This is a genomic window from Collimonas sp. (genome assembly GCF_035566375.1).
In the GTDB taxonomy this organism is placed as follows: Bacteria; Pseudomonadota; Gammaproteobacteria; order Burkholderiales; family Burkholderiaceae_D; genus Collimonas.
The window spans coordinates 45,641-68,186 of the sequence record NZ_DATMRK010000052.1 but is presented as its reverse complement, the minus strand read 5'-3'; the positions used below and the strand labels follow the sequence as shown (position 1 = coordinate 68,186).

Sequence of the window (22,546 nt, the reverse complement as noted above, 5' to 3'; positions counted from 1 at the left end):
TGGGTCGATATCAGCCGCATGATGTAAATGATTAACCAGGTACCTTCTTCAGCATTTCAATGCCGATCTTGCCTGCAGCGATTTCACGCAGGGCAATCACGGTTGGTTTGTCTTTTGCATCAATCTTGGCAGTGTGTCCTTGCAATAACTGGCGCGCGCGATAAGTCGCGGACAGCGTCAATTGAAAACGATTAGGGATTTGTTTCAAACAATCTTCGATGGTGATACGGGCCATATATTCTCCAGAAAACGGTGCCAGCTAAGCATTGGCTTAATACTAATTTAAATACTAACTTAAATTGGCATGAATGCCCAGTTGGGCAAATAAAGACGCGTTGCGCACTGCCTGCTGCGAAAAGCGGCAGCGGGTCGCTTTGACAATCGCTGTTAATTCCGACAGAGCAGACGCAAACTCTTGATTAATAATAACATATTCAAACTCGGGGGCGTGGGCGATTTCGCCACCGGCAGCAAGAATCCGGCGCGTAATGACCTGCGGTTCGTCCTGGCCGCGCTTCTTCAAGCGCTCTTCCAAGGCAGCAATCGATGGCGGCAAAATGAAAATACCCACCGCGTGCGGGAATTGCTTCTTCACTTGCTGCGCGCCTTGCCAGTCGATTTCCAGCAAGACGTCGGTACCGGATTGCATTTGCTCGGCAATCGCCAGGCGCGAAGTTCCGTAATAATTGGTGTGTACTTCAGCCCATTCCAGGAATTCGCCCTGTTTGTGGCGCGCGCGGAAGTCTTCGACCGTGGTGAAATGATATTCACGGCCGTTTTGTTCACTCGGGCGCGGTGGCCGCGTGGTGTAGGAAATCGATAGCTTGATCGCCTGTTCTTGCGCCAGCAGGGCGTTGACCAGCGTCGATTTGCCGGCGCCGGAAGGTGCAACCACCATGAACAGGCTGCCCGACATGGGATGTTCGTCCGGCATGGCCGAACTGCTCAGCAGTTCATTCGGGGAAGTAGGTAAAAGTGGAGGTGTCATGACAGTTGAGTAAGGTACGAGCTATCGGGCCTGTAACATATCTGCATACAGGCCTGAATATATAAGACTGACATTGTATCAGCGCAGCAATAAGGCTGCAGCGCCGATTTGTATTTTCCTGCAGGGTGCGAAGGGTGGGTATATTGGCGCTGTGATAACGGTCGCCCGGGGCATGGTGTACATTTATGGGTTTTCAAAAAAAGCGCAGGCACTCGCCGGGCGCTTTGATGATGTGAAAACGACAAGGAATAACAGCATGGCGATCAAATTGCAGCAAAGCGAGCAGAAGGATCTGATCGGGTCGATTCAGCGCTATTTCAAAGAAAACATGGAAGAGCCGATCGGCGATCTGAAAGCCGGCATGCTGCTCGATTTTTGCCTGCGGGTGATCGGTCCCAGTATTTATAACCAGGCGGTGGCTGATGCGCAGGCCCATATGGAGGCGAAAGTCTCGGACCTGACGGTCGAGTGCTACGAAGAGACCGGGGATTACTGGAAGAAAAAATAAGCCTGGCATTAATAATGCCGGAATACAGCTGTAATACGGCTGTCGAGCAAATGCAAAGCTGACATCAGCATGGTAGCGGACGCTATAATGCAAGCAGCAGCTTCTCCATCCCGCTTCATAATTCAAATTTTGTAATTCAAATTCGTAACTCAAATTTCACAAAACATCATCCACGATATGCATTATGTTTCCACTCGCGGCCACGCAGCCGCCCAAAATTTTTCCGAAATTCTGTTAGGCGGCCTGGCTCCGGATGGTGGTTTGTACCTGCCTGAGGAATATCCGCAAGTGACCGGTGCCGAGCTGGATCAGTGGCGCAGCTTGTCGTATGCCGACCTGGCGTTTGAAGTACTGAAGAAATTTGCTACCGATGTGCCGCCGGCCGATTTGAAGGCATTGGCGCACAAAACCTACAGCGCCGCGGTCTACTGCAACGTACGGGCCGGCGAGGACGCCAGCCGGATTACGCCTTTGCGCGTACTGGAAGAAAAAGACGGCAACAAATTGTTGCTGCAAGCATTGTCAAACGGTCCGACGCTCGCCTTCAAGGATATGGCGATGCAACTGCTAGGCAACCTGTTTGAATACACGCTGGCCAAGAACGACGCCAAGCTGAACATTTTCGGCGCCACTTCCGGCGATACCGGCAGCGCGGCGGAATATGCGATGCGCGGCAAAAAAGGCATACGGGTTTTCATGCTGTCGCCGCACAAGAAGATGAGCGCCTTCCAGACCGCGCAAATGTTCAGCCTGCAGGATCCGAACATTTTCAATATCGCCGTCGAGGGCGTGTTCGACGATTGCCAGGATATGGTCAAGGCGGTATCCAACGATCACGCGTTCAAGGCTAGCCAGAAAATCGGCACCGTTAACTCGATCAACTGGGCGCGGGTGGTGGCGCAGGTGGTGTATTACTTCCGTGGATATCTGAGCGCAACTACCAGCAACGATCAAAAAGTATCGTTTACCGTTCCTTCCGGCAATTTCGGCAATATCTGCGCCGGCCATATCGCCCGCATGATGGGCTTGCCGATAGATAAGCTGGTGGCGGCCACCAACGAGAACGACGTGCTCGACGAATTTTTCCGCACCGGTATCTACCGGGTACGCAAATCGGCCGAAACCTATCACACCAGCAGCCCTAGCATGGACATCAGCAAGGCCTCCAATTTCGAGCGCTTCATCCACGATTTGCTGGACGGCGACAGCGAACGCGTGCGCAGCTTGTTCCATAAGGTGGAAACGACAGGTGGATTCAACCTGGCCGGTGGCCCTGGCAGCGATGGCGACGAGTTCGGCAAGATCGGTGCTTTCGGTTTTCAGTCCGGCAAATCGACCCATCAGGACCGGCTGGATACCATCCGCGATATCCAGCAGCACTATGGCGTCACGATCGACACCCACACCGCCGACGGCGTCAAAGTGGCGCGCGAATACGTCACGCCGGGCGTACCGATGATCGTGCTGGAAACCGCCTTGCCGGCCAAGTTCAACGAAACCATCCGCGAAGCGCTGGGACGCGATGCGGAGCGGCCGGCCGGCTTTGAAAACATAGAAGCGCTGCCGCAGCGTTTCGAAGTGATGGCGGCCGACGTAGCGCAGGTCAAGACCTTCATTGCCAGCCATACCGGCTTGTAAGCCTGGCGCGATCAGATGATGCAAAAACCTCCGATGTTATCTCGCATGTTATCCGTTACTGAAGCCCTGGATGTGTTGCTGGCGGCGCCGCGGCCGCTGGTCGATAGCGGCGCCATCGAACTGATTCCGACGCTGGCCGCCAATGGCCGGATACTGGCAAGCGCCCAAACCTCTCAACTCAACGTGCCGCCGGCGGACAATACGCAAATGGACGGTTACGCGGTACGTGCCGCAGATTGCGACAGCGGTGTTGCCCGCTTACCGGTGTCGCAAAGAATTCCCGCCGGGCATGTCGGTGCGCCGTTGCAAGCCGGCAGCGCCGCCCGGATTTTTACCGGCGCCATGATTCCAGAGGGCGCTGACGCCGTGGTGATGCAGGAAATGTGCGAGGCCGACGGCGATGCGGTTGTGATTAAGCACGCGCCACAATCCGGCGAGTGGGTGCGCCGCGCCGGCGAAGATATCCGCAGCGGCAGCGTGATCCTGCCTGCCGGCACGCGTCTGCGGCCGCAGCATCTCGGCCTGGCGGCCTCGGTCGGTCTGGCAACACTGCCGGTGCTGCGTAAATTGCGGGTGGCGATGTTTTTCACCGGCGATGAACTGACCATGCCCGGCCAGCCATTGAAAGCGGGCGCCATTTACAACTCGAATCGATTCGTCTTGCGCGGTTTGCTGGAAAACCTGGGTTGCGAAATCAGCGATTACGGCATTGTGCCGGACAATCGCGAAGCGACCCGTGAGGCTCTGCGGCTTGCGGCCCAGGAGCATGATTTGATTCTCACCTCGGGTGGGGTGTCGGTCGGCGAGGAAGATCACGTCAGACCGGCGGTTGAAGCGGAAGGGCGCCTGAATATGTGGCAAATCGCCATGAAACCAGGCAAGCCGCTAGCCTTCGGCGAAGTCCGCCGCGCAAGCGGGGCCACGGCTTTCTTTATCGGCTTGCCCGGCAATCCGGTGTCCAGTTTTGTCACTTTCCTGATCTTTGTGCGACCCTTCATTTTGCACCAGCAAGGTGTAGCGGCAAGCGGACTGGCGCCGCAAACGGTTTCCATGCGCGCCGATTTCGACTGGCCCAAGGCAGACCGGCGCCAGGAATTCCTGCGCGCGAAAATCAACGCCGAGGGCGGCCTCGACCTGTTTCCGCAGCAAGGATCCGGCGTCCTGACATCAACCGTCTGGGGCGACGGCCTGGTCGATAATCCAGCCGGAAACACTATCGCCAAGGGCGACTCACTGCGCTTCTTGCCGTTTTCTGCTTTACTGCAGTAATGGTAAGCATGCTTGTAATTGATTGAAAAAGAGAATGTAATGAAAATCCAGCTGCGCTTTTTTGCCAGCATCCGCGAGGCGCTCAATTTATCTCAGGAAACGCTGGAGTTGCCGGATGCTATCGTCACCGTTGGCGAGTTGCGCAATTTTTTGCGCGCACGCGGTGCGGTCTGGGCCGAGGTACTGGCTGAGGGCCGCTCCTTGCGCATGGCGTTCAACCAGGAGCTGGCGAACGCCGATACGGCGCTGGCCGATGGCGGCGAAGTAGCATTTTTCCCGCCGGTCACTGGTGGCTGACTACCGGTGGCTAAGTGTAGTGTTGCACCTGTTGCGCCATCTTTGAGGCCGTGATCATGCCGATTCGTGTTCAGACTGAGGATTTCGATTTCGCCGCCGAACTTGCGCAACTGCGGCTGTCCAATCCAAAAATCGGCGCCGTAGTCAGCTTTCTCGGCACCGTACGCGATTTGAGCGACGGCAGTAGCGTCGCCCAGATGGAGCTGGAACATTACCCCGGCATGACCGAGAAGGCCCTGACGACCATCGTTAACCAAGCCAAAGAGCGCTGGGATATTTTCGATGCCTTGGTGATACATCGCATCGGTCCCTTGCTGCCGCTGGATCAGATTGTGCTGGTGGCCGTGAGCTCAGCGCATCGCGGCGACGCCTTTGCCGCCTGCGAATACATCATCGATTACCTGAAAACCGAAGCGCCGTTCTGGAAAAAAGAATATACAGAGCAAGGCGCGCGCTGGGTCGACGCCCGTAGCACCGACGATGAAGCGCTGGCCAAATGGGAGCAGGACCTGGATCCGCTGCCGCTGCCCATGCGCGAAAGTAAGAAGTGAGCTGGCTGGCGGTCGGCTTCGGCGCGGTTCTTGGCGCCTGGTTACGTTGGGGCGCGAGCATCTGGCTGGGCGCATATCAAAATCAACTGCCGCTGGGAACTTTGCTGGTCAATCTGGCGGGCGGCTATCTTGCCGGGCTGGCCGTCGGATTCTTCGAATCGCACCCCTTGCTCCCGATCGAATGGCGCTTGCTGGTGATTACCGGGTTTCTGGGCGGCTTGACTACTTTCTCTACCTTTTCCGCGGAATCGATGGTGCTGCTGCAGCACGGGCAGTATGGCTGGTTCCTGGGGCATACCCTATTACATCTCTTCGGTTCGATCATATTGTGCGTCGCCGGTTTTGCTACCATCCGTTTCCTTTCCATGTAACTTAATTAACAATTTATCTTTTGTGCGCTTGAAATAGGCAGGCCTGTCCCAATTTTCTAACCATTAGATATTTTGGAGGAACCATGCGTTTCGATAAGTTAACCACAAAGCTGCAAGAAGCGATTGCCGACGCCCAGAGCCAGGCGGTCGGTAATGATAATCAATATATTGACCCAGTACACGCCCTGATCGCGCTGTTGAATCAGGACGACGGCGCCGCCACCTCGCTGCTGCAACGGGCTGGCGTCAACGTCGCTGCGCTGGGCTCGGCCCTGAAAGCGGCTCTGGAACGCCTGCCCAAGGTCAGCGGCACCGGCGGTGAAGTACAGATAGGCCGCGAGTTGCTGGCCTTGCTCAATCTGGCGGACAAAGAAGCGCAAAAACGCGGCGATCAATTCATCGCCAGCGAGATGCTGTTGCTGGCGCTGCTCGACGACAAGTCAGACGCCGGCCGGCTGGCGCGCGAAAACGGCCTGACCCGCAAAGCGCTGGAAGCGGCGATTACGGCGGTGCGCGGCGGCGCCAATGTGGCTTCGCAGGATGGCGAAGGTCAGCGCGAAGCATTGAAAAAATACACGCTCGATCTGACTGAGCGGGCGCGCCTCGGCAAGCTCGATCCGGTGATCGGCCGCGATGATGAAATCCGCCGTGCGATCCAGGTATTGCAACGGCGCAGCAAGAACAATCCGGTGCTGATCGGCGAACCCGGCGTCGGCAAGACGGCGATCGTCGAAGGTCTGGCGCAGCGGATTGTCAACGGCGAAGTGCCTGACAGCTTGAAATCGAAACGCGTCTTGTCGCTCGACATGGCATCCCTGCTGGCCGGCGCGAAATTCCGCGGCGAATTCGAAGAACGCTTGAAGGCGGTGCTGAAAGAAATCGCTCAGGACGAAGGGCAAACCATCGTTTTCATCGATGAATTGCACACCATGGTCGGCGCCGGCAAGGCGGAAGGGGCGATGGACGCCGGCAATATGCTGAAACCTGCGCTGGCGCGCGGCGAGCTGCATTGCGTCGGCGCTACTACACTGGATGAATATCGCAAGTACATCGAGAAGGATGCGGCGCTGGAACGGCGTTTCCAAAAGATCCTGGTCGATGAACCTAGCGTCGAAGCGACGATCGCCATCCTCCGTGGTTTGCAGGAAAAATACGAAGTCCATCACGGCGTGGAAATTACCGACCCGGCGATTGTCGCGGCGGCGGAATTGTCGCATCGCTATATTACCGACCGCTTCTTGCCAGACAAAGCAATCGACCTGATCGACGAAGCAGCAGCTAAGATCAAGATTGAAATCGACTCTAAACCAGAGGTGATGGATAAACTCGACCGGCGTCTGATCCAACTGAAAATCGAGCGTGAAGCGGTGCGCCGCGAGAAGGACGAAGCGTCACAAAAACGCTTTTCCCTGATCGAGGAAGAAATCGAAAAACTGTCACGCGAGTATGCCGATCTGGAAGAGATCTGGAAATCGGAGAAGGCCAGCGCCCAAGGCAGCAAGCATCTGAAGGAAGAGATCGAAAAACTGCGCCTGCAAATTGACGAAGCAACGCGCAAGAGCGACTGGCAAAAGGTTTCAGAACTGAAGTACGGCAAACTGAACGAGCTGGAAAAAGCGCTGGAAACCCAATCCAAACAGGATGCGCTGAGCGCCGCTCAGCCGGCTACGGACAGTAAGCCGAAGCTGGTCCGGACCCAGGTCGGTGCCGACGAAATCGCCGAGATCGTCTCGCGTGCTACCGGCATCCCGGTAGCCAAGATGTTGCAGGGCGAGCGCGACAAACTGATCAAGATGGAAGACGAGCTGCATAAGCGCGTAGTGGGTCAGAACGAGGCGATTGTTGCGGTCTCGGATGCGATTCGCCGCTCGCGTGCCGGGCTGAGCGATCCTGACCGGCCGTATGGTTCGTTCATGTTTCTTGGTCCTACAGGTGTCGGCAAGACCGAGCTATGCAAGGCTCTGGCCGGCTTCTTGTTCGACAGCGCCGATTCCCTGATCCGCATCGACATGAGCGAGTTCATGGAGAAACACTCGGTAGCACGCCTGATTGGTGCGCCGCCGGGTTATGTCGGCTACGAGGAGGGCGGTTATCTGACCGAGCTGGTGCGCCGCAAGCCGTACAGCGTGATCTTGCTGGATGAAATCGAGAAGGCCCATCCGGATGTGTTCAACGTGCTGTTGCAGGTATTGGACGACGGTCGCATGACCGATGGCCAGGGCCGCACCGTGGATTTCAAGAATACGGTGATCGTGATGACCTCGAATCTCGGCTCGCATCGGATTCAGGCGATGGAAGGCAGCGATCCCGCAGAGATAAAGGAGGAGGTGATGGCTGAAGTCAGAAGTCATTTCCGGCCGGAGTTCATCAATCGTATCGATGAAATCGTGGTGTTCCATGCGTTGGACGAAAAGAATATCGGCGCCATTGCCAAGATCCAGCTGAAAATCCTCGAACAGCGTTTGGCGAAAATGGATATGGGGCTGGAAATTTCAGAAGCCGGCCTGCAAAAGATCGCCGAGGCGGGTTTCGACCCGGTCTACGGCGCCCGGCCATTGAAGCGTGCGATCCAGCAGCAGATCGAAAATCCCTTGTCTAAACTGATCCTTGAAGGCAAGTTTGGGCCGAAGGACACTATTCACATAAATGTTAACAATGGTGAGATAGTGTTCAAAGCGGCGACTTAAGCCCGGATTTTACATACGCAAACAGGTAGAATCGCGACAGGCTTGAACGTGTTGCTTTATAGATTAAAGGTCACATGGCTATGCCGTGTGGCCTTTTTTTAGATCTATGCTGTTTAATTTGCGTTCTTTGTTTGTTAAAAGTTGAATGTTATTAATTTTGCATTTAACTGTAGATTAAGGCAGGAGCAGGTATTTTTCCCGGCATGGCAAAGATGCGGAAATAGTTTCCCAAAGCCGGACATCGGCAGTTCTTGTGTTATTTCGAGGCAATTTTGAAGCGAACGTCACTGCAACGCATCTTCATTTTGCCGTTTGCAGCGCTACTGTTGTGCCTGGCCGTTTCAGTCGGCTGGCTGCTTTATCAAACCGGTCAGGACGCCACCGATGCGTTATCGCAAAAGGTCCTGGCGGATGTGATGGGAGGCATCAACAGTGCAATCAACAGGCAATTATTCGACGCCGGTGCGGCGTTGCGAGTAGTCGCGCCTGATCAAATTGCCGACAGCGCCGATAAAACCCCGACGCCGATCCCGTTCCCTGCCAGCATCGGCCGCCTGGAAGAGCGCATGTGGATTTCCAGCGGGCTGTTTCCAGCGGTCGGCAGCCTGATCTGCTTTGCCGGTGCAGACGGCCATTTTGTCAGCATCCGCAGAACCGCCGCCAATGAATTCCGGGTTACGCTGAGAGGCGCGGGTGACGGCGCCAGCCATTTGTATCGCAGCCGCGGCCCCGCTAGCGAAATGATTTTCCTGGAAACCGAAGACTATGAGCCGCGCGAGCAGAGCTGGTATTTGAATGCCGTCAATCGGAGAAAAGACAGCTGGTCGCCGCTGTTCATCGATAGCGTCAGCTATGAGCCGGTGCTGATGTTAGCGCGACCGGTGTATGGCGCCGACCAGGAAATGCGTGGCGTGGTAGCCAGGGAATTGTCGTTGAAACCGCTGCGTGAATATTTGCAGGCGCTGTCCATGGACAGAAACGGCGTCGCCTTTGTGGCCGAGCGCGGCGGCGATCTGGTCGCATCTTCGAACGGCGAAAGTGCATTTGCCGCGGCTAAAGACGCGCAGAACCAACACCTCCGAAATAATCTGAGAGATGCCGCATCCCCTCTTATGCGGCAGAGCTGGCAACTGGTGCAAACCTATTTGCAGCAGCACCGAGAGGTGGCACTGATTGCCGATCCGATAGCCGCCTCGGCCGCCAGCCCGCCTAAGCCTGGCAAACTGGTCATCGGCGCCTTTCCCAGCGCGTACGGGCAGATCGAAGTGGCAGCGCAGATCCACCGCGATGCTGCCGGACTGGAGTGGGTGGCTGTGGTTGCGCTGCCACGTTCCGATTTCTGGGGCGCGGTCAATTCCAGCGTCTATAAGAGCTTGTACCTCGGTTTATTGGTGATCCTGCTAGCCTTGTTGTTCGGCTACGCGATATTGCGCTGGGTGCTGCGCGATATTCGCAAACTGACGCTGGCGGTGCGCAGCATAGGCAGCGGCCGGCCGTTCGCCAAACTGAATATCGACCGCAAGGATGAGATCGGCGAACTGGCGCAGAGCTTTCAAGAGATGGAGCGCCATCTGCGCACCGACCGTCTCACCAGCCTGCTGAATCGCGATTCCCTGATTGCGCAAATCGAATTTCGCCGGCGCACCGATGTTGAACCGCATCTGTTCCGCTTTGCGGTGCTGTTCGTCGATCTGGACAAGTTTAAGCAGGTCAACGATCACTACGGCCATGACGAAGGCGACCGGGTTCTGATTGAAGTCGGCTTGCGTCTGCAAAACGCCTTGCGCAAGGAAGATGAGGTAGCGCGTTTCGGCGGCGACGAATTTATCGTTTACCTGCCTGGCGTCGCCGACGAAGAGTCGGCGCTGGCGATCGCGGAAAAGATCTACGCCGTCCTGAACAAGCCGATCCTGATGAGCAACGGCGAACATTGCCAGATTGGCGCTTCCATCGGCGGCGCCCTGTATCCAGCCGACGGCCCCGATCTGGAAACCTTGTTGAAGGTGGCCGACAAGCGGATGTATAGTGTCAAGAAATTCGGCGGCCTGACGTTTTCGTCAGACGACTGATCTTTTTTCTTACTGCCACGCGACGGAAACGGGATGCCCATGACGACTTTTTCTACCTGCGATTTATGCGACGCCAACGAAGACAAGCTGGGCACTGCCGCCCTGGCGGTATTGCCTCCGGTGTTTATCTCCCTGGGCCAGCGCCCGGCATTTTGCGGCCCGGCGCGTACCGTCAAGGTACATGAAGACAATGTGCTGGTGCGCAGCACGCTGGAAACTGCCGGTGACGGCCAGGTGCTGGTGATCGACGGCGGCGGCAGCTTGCGTTGCGCCCTGGTCGGCGGCAATCTCGGCGAGCTGGCGCAAAAGAATGGCTGGGCCGGCATCATCGTCAACGGCTGCGTACGCGATTCGGCAGAGCTGAACGCCTGCGATATCGGCGTGCGCGCGCTGGCGCTCCATCCGCAGCGCAGCGTGCGCAAGGGAGTAGGGGAGCGCGATGTCAGCGTTTCCATCGCCGGTGTCACGGTAGCGCCCGGCGCCTGGATATACGCGGATGCCGACGGCATATTGGTGGCCGGCCAAAAGCTGCTTTAAATAATTTACTGCAGCAATTTACTGCAATAAAACAGCAATAACGGCCATGCACAAAAGAGTGCATGGCCGTTATTTAGTGGCGATAAATTAGCTCGTTTTCCAGTTCGTTTTTCAGCTTTTTTTCAACTGATCCCGAATCGGCAGGTTGCGGATACGTTTGCCGGTAGCGGCGAAAATCGCGTTGCACAAGGCCGGCGCGATGGGCGGCGTGCCCGGTTCGCCGACGCCGCCGAGCGGCATGTCGTACTTATGCGGCACTATGTGCACCCGCAGGTCGCGCGGGGCGCTGAAAGCACGCAGCACTTCGTACTCATGGAAATTGCCTTGCTCGGCGCTGCCGTTCTTGAAGGTGATTTCGCCCGTCATCGCCAGGCTCAAGCCCATTATGCAGGCGCCTTCGACTTGCGAACGGATCCGGTCCGGCGTGATCTGCGGGCCGCAGTCGATCGCCATGTCGACCCGCGGAATGCTGATCTCGCCGTCGGCGCCAACCACCACTTCGATCACCGCCGCCACATACGACATGAAACTGTAGGCGACCGCCAGGCCCAGTCCATGCCCCTTGGGCAGCTTGCGGCCCCAGCCGGCTTCCTTGGTCGCCAGTTCCACCACTTGCCGCATGCGGCCGGTATCGAGCGGATACAAAACTGGCGATTCGCCATAGTTGGTGCTGTCCGACATTTCTTGCGGATTGATCTGGCGCGCCGGGCCGATCAGTTCCAGCAGGAATTCCCGGTGATCGCGCTTGGCTGCGGCCGCCAGTTCGGCCACAAACGATTGCACCGCAAACGCGTGCGGGATGTTGTAGACCGAACGGAACCAGCCGATCCGGGTGTGCGCTTCGACTTCCGGCGCTTCGATGCGAATATTGGGAATCACGAACGGGATATTGATCGCTCCCATGCCGAGTTCGCCCGGCTGTTCGCCCTTGGCGCCGGCGACAAAGGTCGAAGCGATGGTTGGCGCCGCGCTGCGGTGCAGCCAGGCCAACGGTTTGCCTTTGGCGTCGAGCGTGGCCTCCATGTGCTCCAGCGAGACGGTATGGAAGTAGTCGTGGCGCAGATCGTCTTCACGGGTCCAGGTTACTTTCACCGGCGTGCCGTCCATCGCTTGCGACAGCAGCGCTGCCTCGGCGGCGAAATCAGGCTTGGATTTGCGACCGAAACCGCCTCCCAGCAAGGTGACGTTAACCTTGACGTCGTCGGTCTTCCAGCCGAGGCGACCGGCAACGGTATCGCGCGTGGCTTGCGGGTCCTGCACGCAAGCCCAGACTTCGCATTTTCCTTTGGCGGTGCGGGCGGTGGCGGCCGGCGGCTCCATGGTGGCGTGGGCCAGGTGCGGAATATAATATTCAGCTTCAATGCGGTTGCCGGCTTGACCTAATACGGCCATGGTGTCGCCGTTATTGCGCACCACTTTGGCCGGCTTGCGCGCGGCTTCTTGCAAGGTGGTCTTGAACGCAGTCGAATCGTAGCTGGCGTGCGGGCCGTTATCCCAAGTGATTTTCAATGCTTCACGGCCCTTGATTGCAGCCCAGGTATTGCGCGCAATCACGGCAATGCCGCCCAGCGGATTGAACTTGGCTGGAGGCGGACTGCCCTTGAGTTCTATTACCTTCACCACACCGGGGATTTTCAAGGCTTCAGCAGAATCGAAGCTGGCCACTTTGCCGCCATACACCGGTGGCCTTGCGATTACCGCATACAGCATGCCTTCCAGGCGGGTATCGATACCGTACTGGGTGTTGCCGGTGACGATATTACGGAAATCGACGCTGTTGAAAGTATCCTTGCCGATGTAGCGGAATTGCGAGGGGTCCTTCAGTTGCACTTGCGCCGCCGGCGGCAGCGGCAGCTTGGCGGCGTCGACCGCCAGTTCGCCGTAGCCCAGCTTGCGGCCGCTCTTGGCGTGCAGTACTTCATGGTTTTTGGTGGTGATTTCTGCTGCCGGCACATTCCAGCGTGTGGCGGCGGCGGCAATCAGCATCAGGCGGGCGGTGGCGCCGACCTGGCGCATGGGAATAAAGAAATGGCGCATGCTGCGCGAGCCGTCGGTATTCTGGTTGCCATAGCGGCTCTCGTCGGCGTTGGCTTGCACGATACGGACCCGGCCCCAGTCAGCATCGAGCTCATCGGCCACCACCAGCGGCAGGCTGGTGCGGATGCCTTGTCCCATTTCCGAGCGATGGGCAACGATGGTGACGATGCCGTCGGCGCCGATCGAAACAAAAATCAAGGGATCGTTGACGGTGCCGCCGGGCATGTTGGCGCCGCCGTATTTTTTTGCCGGGGCAGGATCGGCTGCCAGTACCAGTCCGTTCACGCCAACCGTCAGCGCCAGCCCGGCAAACGCGCCGACACCCTTGAGCCAGCTGCGGCGGCTGATGGACGTAACGGCGGCGGTAGCGGTGTTAGCGCTATCTTTGTCGAAATCAAAGGCGGCGCTCATTTTGCGGCTCCCTTAGTGACTCCCTTATTGACTCCTTTTGCGGCAACTTGCTTGATCGCCGCCCGGATCCGGGTATAGGTGCCACAGCGGCAGATATTGCCGCTCATGGCGTCATCGATTTCCTTGTCGGTCGGCTTGGCGGTGGTTTTCAGCAAGGCGGTGGCCGACATGATCTGACCGGCCTGGCAGTAGCCGCATTGCGGCACGCCCAGCGCAATCCATGCCTCTTGCACGGCGTGGCCGATGTTGTCTTCGGCGATCGCTTCGATGGTGGTGACTTTCTTGCCGGCGGCGGCGCTGATCGGGGTAATGCAGGAGCGGATCGGTGCGCCGTCCAGATGCACGGTGCAGGCGCCGCACAAAGCCATGCCGCAGCCGAATTTGGTGCCGGTCAGGCCGACATGATCGCGCAGGGTCCACAGCAGCGGGGTGTCTTCGGGTAAGTCGATCTCATGTTGTTTGCCGTTGATGTTCAGGCTCGTCATGGTGGGTTCTACCTTTCCAGCTTGGGGTTGATAAGCTATTGATGGGCAAATATAAATCCGGAGCAGTATAGCCGGATTGGCAACTTTCTGACGGGATACGTCGCGCTTTGGCATTGTAGACCGAACTTAAATTGTTTGATGACCAGCAACTGTTTCGAGGATAATCGGCAGATTGTAATTTTGGTGATGGAGTTCCGATGTCTGTTCCTATGCCCACAACTGGTTCATTAGCCGGCTCAATAAGCGGTCGCATTTCCGACAATGTTTCCCTGCCCGAGCTGACGCTGCGCGGCATCATTCTAGGTGCTTTGATAACGGTAGTATTCACAGCTTCCAACGTGTATCTGGGTTTGAAAGTCGGTCTGACTTTTTCTTCTGCGATTCCGGCCGCCGTGATTTCCATGGCGGTGCTGCGCATGTTCAAGAGCGCTAATATCCTTGAAAACAATATGGTGCAAACCCAGGCTTCCGCTGCCGGCACCTTGTCTTCGATTATCTTTATCCTGCCTGGACTGGTGATGATCGGCTACTGGCAGGGTTTCCCCTACTGGCAGACCCTGGCGATCTGCGCCGCCGGCGGCATGCTGGGCGTGATGTTCACGATTCCGTTACGGCACGCGATGGTGGTGCAAAGCGACCTGCCGTATCCGGAAGGCGTGGCGGCGGCCGAAATCCTGCGCGTCGGTAGCGCCGAAGTCGAACTCGACGCTGCCACCGGCAAGGCCGGAGCCAAGGCCGAAACCGGCATCGTCGACATCATGGCCGGCGGCTTCACCGCCGCCGCTGTGACCTTGTTCTCATCCGGCTTCCGGGTGCTGGGAGAAGGCATCAACCTGTGGTTCGCTGCGGGTCCCGCAGTAGTGCGTTTGTCCGCTGGATTTTCGCTGGCCCTGCTGGGCGCCGGTTACCTGATCGGCATCGTGGCCGGCATGGCCATGCTGATCGGCTTGCTGATTGCCTGGGGCGTAGCCGTGCCGGTGCTGACTTCAATGCACAGCATCCCGGACGGCGTGACGCTGGCCAAATATGCCACCGGCTTATGGAGCAAGGACGTACGTTTCATCGGCGCCGGCACCATCGGCGTGGCTGCGGTGTGGACGCTGATCACGCTGTTTAAGCCGATGCTGGAGGGGATCAAGACTTCCTTCCAGGCTTTGCGCGGCGGTAACGGCCGCATCAATATTCCGCGTACCGAGCGCGATATGGCGCCGGGCTGGATCATCGGCATTACGCTGGTGCTGGTGGCGATCCTGGTGGCTACCTTTGCCAGCTTCCTGAGCGCCGCGCCTTTGTCTGCCGGCCTGGTGTGGGGATTGGTTGCCTATAGCGTCTTGTTCGCCGTCATCTTCGGTTTCCTGATCGCCGCCGCCTGCGGTTACATGGCAGGTTTGATCGGCTCCTCCGCCAGCCCGATTTCCGGCGTCGGCATCGTTGCCGTAGTCCTGATCTCCCTGCTGATTTTGCTGGTCGGCAGCGGCGACGGCTTGCTGGCTACCGAGAGCGGCAACAAGCTGGGGATTGCGCTGGCGATCTTTACCACCTCGGCGGTGATCGCCGTGGCCACCATTTCCAACGATAACTTGCAGGATCTGAAAACCGGCTGGCTGGTCGGCGCCACCCCTTGGCGCCAACAGGTAGCTTTGCTGATCGGCTGCGTGGTGGGCGCCGTGGTGATTCCGCCGGTGCTTGAGTTGCTGTACAACGCCTACGGTTTCGCCGGGGCGATGCCGCGTGCCGAGATGGATGTGACGCATGCCTTGTCGGCGCCGCAAGCGACTTTGATGACCGCGATTGCGACCGGGATTTTTACCCATCAGCTGAACTGGGACATGATATTGATCGGCCTTGGGCTGGGCGTGGTGCTGGTGGCGATCGATGAAGTGCTGCGTCACCGCGGCGGCGTGGCGCGCTTGCCGGTGCTGGCGGTAGGGATTGGCATTTACCTGCCGCCGACGGTGGCTTCGACCCTGGTGCTGGGCACCGTGCTGGCCTGGGTGATTGAACGCGTTCTGAAAAAGCGTGCGCAGAAGCAGGGCGTGCCCTACGAGCAATTCGCCGAAGCTTCGAACCGGCGCGGCGTGCTGCTGGCGTCCGGCCTGATCGTCGGCGAAAGCCTGGTGGGGGTGCTGATGGCAGCCATCATCGGTTTTACCGGCAACGATTCGCCGCTGGCGCTGGTGGGCGGGTCTTTTGAAAATACCGCGCAATGGCTGGGCCTGATTGTCTTCGCGGTGGTAGCCTGGGTTTTCTCGCGTCGTGTATTGACTGCACAGAAGGCATAAGCCGGCGGTGAAGGAGGCTATTGCAGATTGTGTGCGATAGCCTTTCAAGCTCGCTTACTTCACACTGGTAACCACGTAGGCCGTGCCCTGTGCCGTGTCCTGTTTAGTGAAATCGATGGACACCTTGTTGCCGACAGCGAGTTTATCGAAGAATTTTTTGTCCTTCACAACGAAGGTCATCGTCATGGCCGGCCAGTTCAGAGTGTTGACTGGTCCATGCGCCAGTGTCACGCTGCCCTTGTTCGTATCAAGCGCCTTCACCACGCCTGTGGCCGTGTGAACTGCCGCCTTCGCAGCGGAGCCGGAACTCATGTTATCCATCGGCATGGGCTTCATGTCCATACCCTTCATATCCATGTTTTTGGCGCCGCCAGACTGGGCGAGAGCTACTCCGGATACGGACAGTGCCAGAATCACGGGCAGGATTGCGATCGGTTTCATGTTTCTTTCCTTTTTAAAGTTGAGGGTGGTGATTTAGTAGTGATTTGAAGCAGATGGTACTCATCCGTTTCTATGCCGCCATCAGCAGCCTAGCGCTGACCGCACGGATCTGACGCCGACGCAACAGCAGGTAAACTGCAGGAACTACAAACATCGACAGCAATGGCGCCGTGATCATCCCGCCCACCATCGGTGCAGCGATGCGTTGCATGACTTCCGAGCCGGTGCCGCTACCCAGCATGATCGGCAGCAGCCCGGCGATGATGACGGCTACGGTCATCGCCTTGGGGCGTACCCGCAACACCGCCCCCTCGCGTATCGCATCGAGCAGATCGGCTTCACTGTTCTTGCCGCTGGCCAACCGTTGTTCCCAAGCTTGTTTTAAATACAGCAGCATGATCACACCGAACTCGGCCGAGACGCCGGCCAAGGCAATGAAGCCGACGCCGCCGGCAACCGACAGGTGATAATCAAGCAGCCACAGCAGCCAGATGCCGCCCGCCAGCGCAAACGGCAATGTCGCCATGATCAGGGCCGCTTCGTCGAAGCGCTTGAAGGTCAGGTAGAGCAGGATGAAAATAATCAGCAAGGTGGCCGGCACCACGATTTTGAGCTTGGCGGTGGCGCGCTCCAGATACTCGAACTGGCCCGACCAGGCGATCGAATAACCCGCCGGCAAATTGACTTCCCTGGCCACGGCTTGCTGCATATCGTGCACGGTCGAACTCAGGTCACGCTCGCGGATATCGACATAGACCCAGCCTGACAGCCGCGCATTTTCGCTTTTCAGCATTGGCGGGCCATCGTTGATGCGAATCGCGGCGACATCGCCCAGTTGGATTTGAGCGCCACGCTCCGTCAATACCGGCAACTGCCGCAGTTTCTCGACCGAATCGCGCAGCTCGCGCGGATAACGCACGTTGATCGGAAAGCGCTGCAATCCCTCGACGGTTTGGCCGATGTTGTCGCCACCGATCGCCGCCGACAGGACACTTTGCACGTCCGAAATATTCAAGCCATAACGCGCGGCCGCATCGCGGTCGATGTTGACATCGATATAGCGGCCGCCGTTCAAACGTTCTGCCAGCGCCGACGAGACGCCGGGAACCTTCTTGACGACGCTTTCGATAGCGCCGGTAATGCGGTCGATTTCCTGCAGGCTGACGCCCGCGACCTTCACCCCAACCGGGCTTTTGATGCCGGTGGCCAGCATATCGATCCGATTGCGAATCGGCGGTACCCAGATATTCGACAGCCCGGGCACCTTGACCACCCGGTCCAGTTCCTGCACCAGCTTGTCAGGCGTCATGCCGGCGCGCCATTGATCGTGCGGCTTGAACTGGATCACGGTTTCAAACATTTCCAGCGGTGCTGGATCAGTGGCGCTTTCGGCACGGCCGGCCTTGCCGAACACGCTTTGCACCTCCGGCACGGTTTTAATCAGCCGATCGGTCTGCTGCAACAATTGCGCTACCTTGCCGGCCGACAAACCAGGCAATGCCGACGGCATGTACAGCAAGTCGCCCTCATCCAGCGGCGGCATGAACTCGCCACCGAGCCGGGTCATCGGCCAGATCGTCAGAAGCGCGGCCAATGCCGCCGCCAGCAGGGTCATCTTGGGAAAACGCAGCACGATATCGAGCAAGGGACGGTACAGCGCAATCAGGAGGCGATTCAACGGATTCCTTTGCTCATCCGGAATCCGGCCCCGGATCAGATAGCCCATCAACACCGGAATCAGCGTCACGGCCAGGCCGGCGGCGGCCGCCATCGCATAAGTCTTGGTGAATGCCAGTGGAGAAAACAAGCGGCCTTCCTGCGCTTCCAGCGTGAATACCGGAATGAACGAGAGCACGATGATCAGGAGCGAGAAGAACAACGCCGGGCCGACCTCCGCGGCGGCGTCGCCGATGATCCGCCAGTGATCATCTCCTTTGAGTTTTTCACCAGGATGAGCGTGGTTCCAGGCTTCAATATGCTTGTGGGCGTTCTCGATCATCACCACGGCAGCGTCGACCATGGCGCCGACCGCAATCGCAATCCCGCCCAGCGACATGATATTGGCGTTGACGCCCTGGTAATACATGACGATAAAGGCGATCAGAACGCCGATCGGCAGCGTAATGATGGCAACCAGCGCCGAACGCAGGTGAAACAGGAAGATGGCGCAGACCACGGCGACGACGATGAACTCCTCGATCAGCTTTTCCTGCAGGTTGCTTACCGCGCGTTTGATCAGGCTTGAGCGGTCATAGGTTGGGACGATCTCGACGCCAGGCGGCAGGCTGGCCTTCAACTGTTCCAACTTGGCCTTCACGGCGGCGATGGTTTGCAAGGCGTTTTTACCGGAGCGCATGATGATTGCGCCGCCGGCGACTTCGCCTTCACCATTCAATTCGGCAATCCCGCGCCGCATCTCCGGCCCCACTTGAATCCGGGCGACGTCGCCCAGCCGCACCGATACGCCGGCGTCGGTCGTCATCAAGGGAATCTTGCGGAAGTCGTCCAGCGATTTCAGATAACCGGAAGCGCGCACCATGTATTCGGCCTCGCCCAGTTCCAGCACCGAGCCGCCGGTTTCCTGGTTGGCTTTCTGCACTGCGTCGATGATCTTGCCTTGCGCGATGTTATAGGCACGCATCTTGTCCGGATCGAGCACGATCTGGTATTGACGCACCATGCCGCCGATACTGGCAACCTCCGAGACATTGGATACCGCTTTCAACTCGTACTTGAGAAACCAGTCCTGCAAGGCCCGTAACTGCGACAGATCCATCTTGCCGCTGCGATCGACCAAAGCATATTCGTAGACCCAGCCGACACCGGTGGCATCCGGCCCCAGCGCGGTTTTGGCTTGCGGCGGCAGGCGCGACTGTACCTGGTTCAGGTATTCCAGCACGCGTGAGCGAGCCCAGTAGGGATCGGTGCCATCTTCAAACAAGATGTAGACGAAGGAATCGCCAAAGAATGAATAGCCACGCACCGTCTTTGCGCCCGGTACCGATAACATGGTGGTGGTTAGCGGATAGGTGACCTGGTTCTCAACGATCTGCGGCGCCTGGCCCGGATAGCTGGTGCGGATGATGACTTGCACATCCGACAGATCGGGGATCGCATCCAGTGGCGTACGCGCCAGCGACCAGATGCCCCAGGCGCTGATCATCAGTGTCGCCAGCAGCACCAGAAAGCGGTTGACGATGGACCAGCGGATCAGCTTGGCGATCATTGCTTGGCTCCTGTTGGCTTTGCAGGCGTCTTCAGCGCCTCTGCCATCGCTTCATCTGGCTTATCTGCGGCAGGGGTGGCGGCCATCCGTGTCTCTGTGCCCGTCAGACTGGCTTCGGAATCGATCAGGAACTGGCCGGAGACAACCACCTTTTGTCCTGCACCCAATCCTTTGCGAATTTCGGTTTGGCCGTTGCTTTCATTACCAATTTCAACCTCGGTCGGAATAAATTTGCCGTTCCCTTGCGCCACCATGACAACGCTACGGGTTCCGGTTTGAATCACCGCTTCGGTTGGCACCAGCAAGATATCTTTGTGCGCGACAGATGAAAAACTGATCGTCGCAAACATGCCAGGCACCAGTTGGCCGGAAGGGTTGGCCAGTTCAATGCGCGCCTTGAGCGTGCGGGTTGCAGGATTCACATCCGGCAGAATCGCGCTGACCTTGCCTTTGAACACGGTTCCTTGCAACGCCGGCGTACGCGCTTCGACCGCATTTCCGGGGCGTACCTGTGCCGCCAGGCTCTCCGGCACGTCGGCATTGACCCAGATCATAGCCAGGCCGTTGATTTTGAACATCGGGGCGCCAGCCATCACGGTCATGCCTTCTCGCACGGCGAGTTCCGAGACCACGCCGCCGATCGGCGCAAAAATAGTCAGGCGCGCTTGTACCTTGCCGCTAGCTTCCACCAGGCGTATCTGGTCGTCAGTCATGCCGACCAGGCGCATGCGTTGACGTGCGCCGCCAAGCAGCTCGTCGACGCCGTTTCCTTGCATGCGCCTGACCGCCAGGTATTCTTCCTGTGCAGCGACCCACTCGGGCACATACATTTCAGCCAATGCTTGCCCTTTGCGCACCGGATCAAGCGGGGCGCGCAGATACAGCCGTTCGACGAAACCATTGCTGCGGGCCTGCACCACCGCAACATCGCGTTCGTTGTAAGCGACGCTACCCACGGCAACTACTGCCGATGTCAAATTACCCCTGGTGACTTCGGCGGTACGAATGCCAAGATTTTGCTGCACGCGCGGGCTGATATTGACTTTGCCGTCGTCGCTGGCGTCATCGGCGTAGACCGGCACCAATTCCATATCCATGAACGGCGACTTGCCCGGCTTGTCAAATTTTTGGTCCGGCACCATCGGGTCGTGCCAATACAACACTTTCTTGCCGGAGTCGCCGGTTTTCGACACGCCAACTGGCGAAGACGCCGTCGCGCTCGACATAGGGGCGGCCATGTTCTTGCCGTGGCTCATGCCCATTCGATACAGGCCATAACCGGCCGCTCCGAGGAGAGCGGCAATAATAGCGGCGAGAATTATTTTGTTGTTCTTCATTGGGTCTCCTGATTCATCGCCATAGGCGTCATTGCATCGTTGGCGGGGAAGAGGAAATTGAGTTGAGCCCACAGGCGGTCGGTTTCTGCCGCCAGTTGCAACGCCTGGATCCTGATCTCGATAACATTGCGGCGTGCTGCCAGCACATCGGCCAGAGTCGCTTTGCCGCCACGATAGGCGGTGATTGCCGCCAGCGTGCGTTGATTGGCCAGCGGGATCAGTTGGTTTTCATAACGGGCATAGCGCTCACGATCGTTTTGCCATTCGTCGATCATGCTGCGGGTCTCGGCAACATGCGCGCGCAGCATGTCCTCGCGCTCGGCCTTGGCTTGTTCCACCAGCGCCAGTTTGGAAGAGAGTTCGCGATCCTGGCGATTCTGCCGATCCCACTGCAAAGGAATCGAAAGACCGACTGACACCATGTTGGAAAAAGCCGCACTGCGTTGCTGGAATGCCACCTCAACGGTCCAGTCGGATTTTTCGTTGGCTTTTGCCAGCTTGGCTTCCGTCCGGGCTACATCGACTTGCTTGGTCAAGACGGCAATTTCTGGATGGTGGGCAATCGCACTATCGAGCGTGGCCGGATCCAGTCGGATGGTGTCGGTCGCAGGCTTGTCGGCCAAAGAGAGGTCCGAGACATTGCCGATCCAGCGCGCCAGCATGGTATTGGCGTTATGCACGCGACGCCGTATTTCACTGGCACGGTCATCGAACGTCGCCAGTGCGCTCCGGGCGGCGAAGACGTCCGCTTGATTACCTCGGCCAGCGCGATAGGCGCCTGCGGCCGATTGAATTTCGAGTTTAGCTTGTTCACCTTGCTCGGCGACGACCGCTGCCATGGCGTCCGCGTAATAGCGGTCGAGCCAAGCCAGGGCTGTATCACGCTCAATGGCGGCGGTTGCCACGGTCTTCTCGGCAATGGTCTTTTGCGCTTCCAACTCGAAGCGGTCAGAGCGCAGACGGCGTTTGTCGGAACGCGTAATTTCCTGCATCACGCCGACCCGGCGCATGGTCATGAAGTCATTATTGAGACTGCCACGGTCGCGTCCGGTGACCGGCAGGTTGTCGATGCCGACTTTCAATACCGGATCGGGCAACTGACCGGCGGCGACCGCCATGTCGCGCGAAGCCGCGATAGAAAAATCCTGTGCAGCGAGTTGACGCGAGCGTTCTACGGCGCGCCGCTGGGCTTCGGCCAGCGTCAACGGCGCGTCGACCGCGTAGACGTTGGCAGCGAACACCAACGACCCCGCCAGCGCAGTGAGGCAGATTCTGAAGCTGATTCTGAGGCCGATTCTTACGGAAACCCGAAGAGCCGCATTGCGCACCGGATGGCGCGCGGGAAATGAGGATGACATGAAATCTCCAGATAGCGAGTGACAACATCGGACGTGCGGATGGCACGGCGATGG

18 protein-coding genes are annotated in these 22,546 nt (G+C 58.1%); 10 read left to right on the top strand and 8 right to left on the bottom strand.

The genetic code is table 11. The features are described from left to right. Nucleotides 1–31: 31 nt before the first annotated feature. Both rpoZ and gmk read right to left on the bottom strand, forming a co-directional pair. Complete coding sequence (gene rpoZ, locus VNZ60_RS17760) at nt 32–235, bottom strand: DNA-directed RNA polymerase subunit omega (protein WP_092351791.1); 204 nt, start codon at nt 233–235, stop codon at nt 32–34. A 54-nt stretch (nt 236–289) separates the two neighbouring features. Continuing rightward, complete coding sequence (gene gmk, locus VNZ60_RS17755; RefSeq protein WP_211466946.1) at nt 290–934, bottom strand: guanylate kinase; 645 nt, start codon at nt 932–934, stop codon at nt 290–292. A gap of 127 nt (nt 935–1,061) precedes the next feature. Here gmk and VNZ60_RS25270 point away from each other — a divergent pair, with 127 nt between their 5' ends. The 9 genes from VNZ60_RS25270 to rraA all read left to right on the top strand — a co-directional run bounded on the left by VNZ60_RS25270 (nt 1,062) and on the right by rraA (nt 10,915). After that, the gene (locus VNZ60_RS25270) at nt 1,062–1,496 is read left to right on the top strand and encodes a DUF2164 domain-containing protein (RefSeq protein ID WP_414648889.1); all 435 of its coding nucleotides are present in this window, start codon (nt 1,062–1,064) and stop codon (nt 1,494–1,496) included. A gap of 177 nt (nt 1,497–1,673) precedes the next feature. Beyond that, on the top strand, nt 1,674–3,134 hold the full coding sequence (gene thrC / locus VNZ60_RS17745; protein WP_325661432.1) for a threonine synthase: 1,461 nt from the start codon (nt 1,674–1,676) through the stop codon (nt 3,132–3,134). A gap of 45 nt (nt 3,135–3,179) precedes the next feature. Next, on the top strand, nt 3,180–4,403 hold the full coding sequence (locus tag VNZ60_RS17740) for a molybdopterin molybdotransferase MoeA (RefSeq protein WP_325661430.1): 1,224 nt from the start codon (nt 3,180–3,182) through the stop codon (nt 4,401–4,403). Nucleotides 4,404–4,442: 39 nt separating this feature from the next. Beyond that, entirely contained in the window at nt 4,443–4,700 is a 258-nt protein-coding gene (gene moaD / locus VNZ60_RS17735) for a molybdopterin converting factor subunit 1 (RefSeq protein ID WP_325661428.1), read from the top strand. A gap of 56 nt (nt 4,701–4,756) precedes the next feature. Then, nucleotides 4,757–5,251 carry a molybdenum cofactor biosynthesis protein MoaE gene (locus VNZ60_RS17730; protein ID WP_325661426.1) on the top strand — a complete coding sequence of 165 codons (495 nt, stop codon included), beginning with the start codon at nt 4,757–4,759 and terminating at the stop codon, nt 5,249–5,251. Further along, on the top strand, nt 5,248–5,622 hold the full coding sequence (gene crcB, locus VNZ60_RS17725) for a fluoride efflux transporter CrcB (protein ID WP_325661424.1): 375 nt from the start codon (nt 5,248–5,250) through the stop codon (nt 5,620–5,622). Before VNZ60_RS17730 ends, crcB begins: the two co-directional genes overlap by 4 nt. Nucleotides 5,623–5,705: 83 nt before the next feature. Then, the gene (gene clpB, locus VNZ60_RS17720) at nt 5,706–8,309 is read left to right on the top strand and encodes an ATP-dependent chaperone ClpB (protein WP_325661422.1); all 2,604 of its coding nucleotides are present in this window, start codon (nt 5,706–5,708) and stop codon (nt 8,307–8,309) included. Nucleotides 8,310–8,581: 272 nt separating this feature from the next. Continuing rightward, nucleotides 8,582–10,378, top strand: a complete 1,797-nt coding sequence (locus VNZ60_RS17715; RefSeq protein ID WP_325661420.1) for a diguanylate cyclase — start codon at nt 8,582–8,584, stop codon at nt 10,376–10,378. Between the two features lie 39 nt (nt 10,379–10,417). Beyond that, the gene (gene rraA / locus VNZ60_RS17710; RefSeq protein ID WP_414648888.1) at nt 10,418–10,915 is read left to right on the top strand and encodes a ribonuclease E activity regulator RraA; all 498 of its coding nucleotides are present in this window, start codon (nt 10,418–10,420) and stop codon (nt 10,913–10,915) included. A gap of 111 nt (nt 10,916–11,026) precedes the next feature. On the opposite strand, the gene VNZ60_RS17705 is transcribed toward rraA, so the two are convergent. After that, nucleotides 11,027–13,363, bottom strand: a complete 2,337-nt coding sequence (locus tag VNZ60_RS17705) for a xanthine dehydrogenase family protein molybdopterin-binding subunit (RefSeq protein ID WP_325661416.1) — start codon at nt 13,361–13,363, stop codon at nt 11,027–11,029. Next, nucleotides 13,360–13,848 carry a (2Fe-2S)-binding protein gene (locus VNZ60_RS17700; protein WP_325661414.1) on the bottom strand — a complete coding sequence of 163 codons (489 nt, stop codon included), beginning with the start codon at nt 13,846–13,848 and terminating at the stop codon, nt 13,360–13,362. The genes VNZ60_RS17705 and VNZ60_RS17700 overlap by 4 nt, the downstream gene beginning before the upstream one ends. A gap of 209 nt (nt 13,849–14,057) precedes the next feature. Between VNZ60_RS17700 and VNZ60_RS17695 the strand changes: the two genes are divergently transcribed. Further along, on the top strand, nt 14,058–16,130 hold the full coding sequence (locus tag VNZ60_RS17695; RefSeq protein WP_325661453.1) for an OPT family oligopeptide transporter: 2,073 nt from the start codon (nt 14,058–14,060) through the stop codon (nt 16,128–16,130). A 54-nt stretch (nt 16,131–16,184) separates the two neighbouring features. On the opposite strand, the gene VNZ60_RS17690 is transcribed toward VNZ60_RS17695, so the two are convergent. From VNZ60_RS17690 to VNZ60_RS17675, 4 genes are all read right to left on the bottom strand, one after another. Beyond that, nucleotides 16,185–16,571, bottom strand: coding sequence for a copper-binding protein (locus VNZ60_RS17690; protein ID WP_325661412.1), 387 nt, complete (start codon nt 16,569–16,571; stop codon nt 16,185–16,187). Between the two features lie 70 nt (nt 16,572–16,641). Next, complete coding sequence (locus VNZ60_RS17685; protein WP_325661410.1) at nt 16,642–19,797, bottom strand: efflux RND transporter permease subunit; 3,156 nt, start codon at nt 19,795–19,797, stop codon at nt 16,642–16,644. Beyond that, the gene (locus VNZ60_RS17680) at nt 19,794–21,134 is read right to left on the bottom strand and encodes an efflux RND transporter periplasmic adaptor subunit (protein WP_325661408.1); all 1,341 of its coding nucleotides are present in this window, start codon (nt 21,132–21,134) and stop codon (nt 19,794–19,796) included. The genes VNZ60_RS17685 and VNZ60_RS17680 overlap by 4 nt, the downstream gene beginning before the upstream one ends. Beyond that, nucleotides 21,131–22,492, bottom strand: a complete 1,362-nt coding sequence (locus VNZ60_RS17675) for a TolC family protein (protein ID WP_325661406.1) — start codon at nt 22,490–22,492, stop codon at nt 21,131–21,133. Before VNZ60_RS17675 ends, VNZ60_RS17680 begins: the two co-directional genes overlap by 4 nt. Nucleotides 22,493–22,546 lie beyond the last annotated feature (54 nt).

Bases quoted from the DNA above. Each gene is read 5' to 3' on its own strand.
- VNZ60_RS17705 (WP_325661416.1), bottom strand. From the start codon at position 13,363: ATGAGCGCCGCCTTTGATTTCGACAAAGATAGCGCTAACACCGCTACC.
- VNZ60_RS17680 (WP_325661408.1), bottom strand. From the start codon at position 21,134: ATGAAGAACAACAAAATAATTCTCGCCGCTATTATTGCCGCTCTCCTC.
- VNZ60_RS17695 (WP_325661453.1), top strand. From the start codon at position 14,058: ATGCCCACAACTGGTTCATTAGCCGGCTCAATAAGCGGTCGCATTTCC.
- VNZ60_RS17685 (WP_325661410.1), bottom strand. From the start codon at position 19,797: ATGATCGCCAAGCTGATCCGCTGGTCCATCGTCAACCGCTTTCTGGTG.
- thrC (WP_325661432.1), top strand. From the start codon at position 1,674: ATGCATTATGTTTCCACTCGCGGCCACGCAGCCGCCCAAAATTTTTCC.
- rpoZ (WP_092351791.1), bottom strand. From the start codon at position 235: ATGGCCCGTATCACCATCGAAGATTGTTTGAAACAAATCCCTAATCGT.
- clpB (WP_325661422.1), top strand. From the start codon at position 5,706: ATGCGTTTCGATAAGTTAACCACAAAGCTGCAAGAAGCGATTGCCGAC.
- gmk (WP_211466946.1), bottom strand. From the start codon at position 934: ATGCCGGACGAACATCCCATGTCGGGCAGCCTGTTCATGGTGGTTGCA.
- VNZ60_RS17700 (WP_325661414.1), bottom strand. From the start codon at position 13,848: ATGACGAGCCTGAACATCAACGGCAAACAACATGAGATCGACTTACCC.
- VNZ60_RS17675 (WP_325661406.1), bottom strand. From the start codon at position 22,492: ATGTCATCCTCATTTCCCGCGCGCCATCCGGTGCGCAATGCGGCTCTT.
- VNZ60_RS17740 (WP_325661430.1), top strand. From the start codon at position 3,180: ATGTTATCCGTTACTGAAGCCCTGGATGTGTTGCTGGCGGCGCCGCGG.
- VNZ60_RS17730 (WP_325661426.1), top strand. From the start codon at position 4,757: ATGCCGATTCGTGTTCAGACTGAGGATTTCGATTTCGCCGCCGAACTT.
- rraA (WP_414648888.1), top strand. From the start codon at position 10,418: ATGACGACTTTTTCTACCTGCGATTTATGCGACGCCAACGAAGACAAG.
- moaD (WP_325661428.1), top strand. From the start codon at position 4,443: ATGAAAATCCAGCTGCGCTTTTTTGCCAGCATCCGCGAGGCGCTCAAT.
- VNZ60_RS17690 (WP_325661412.1), bottom strand. From the start codon at position 16,571: ATGAAACCGATCGCAATCCTGCCCGTGATTCTGGCACTGTCCGTATCC.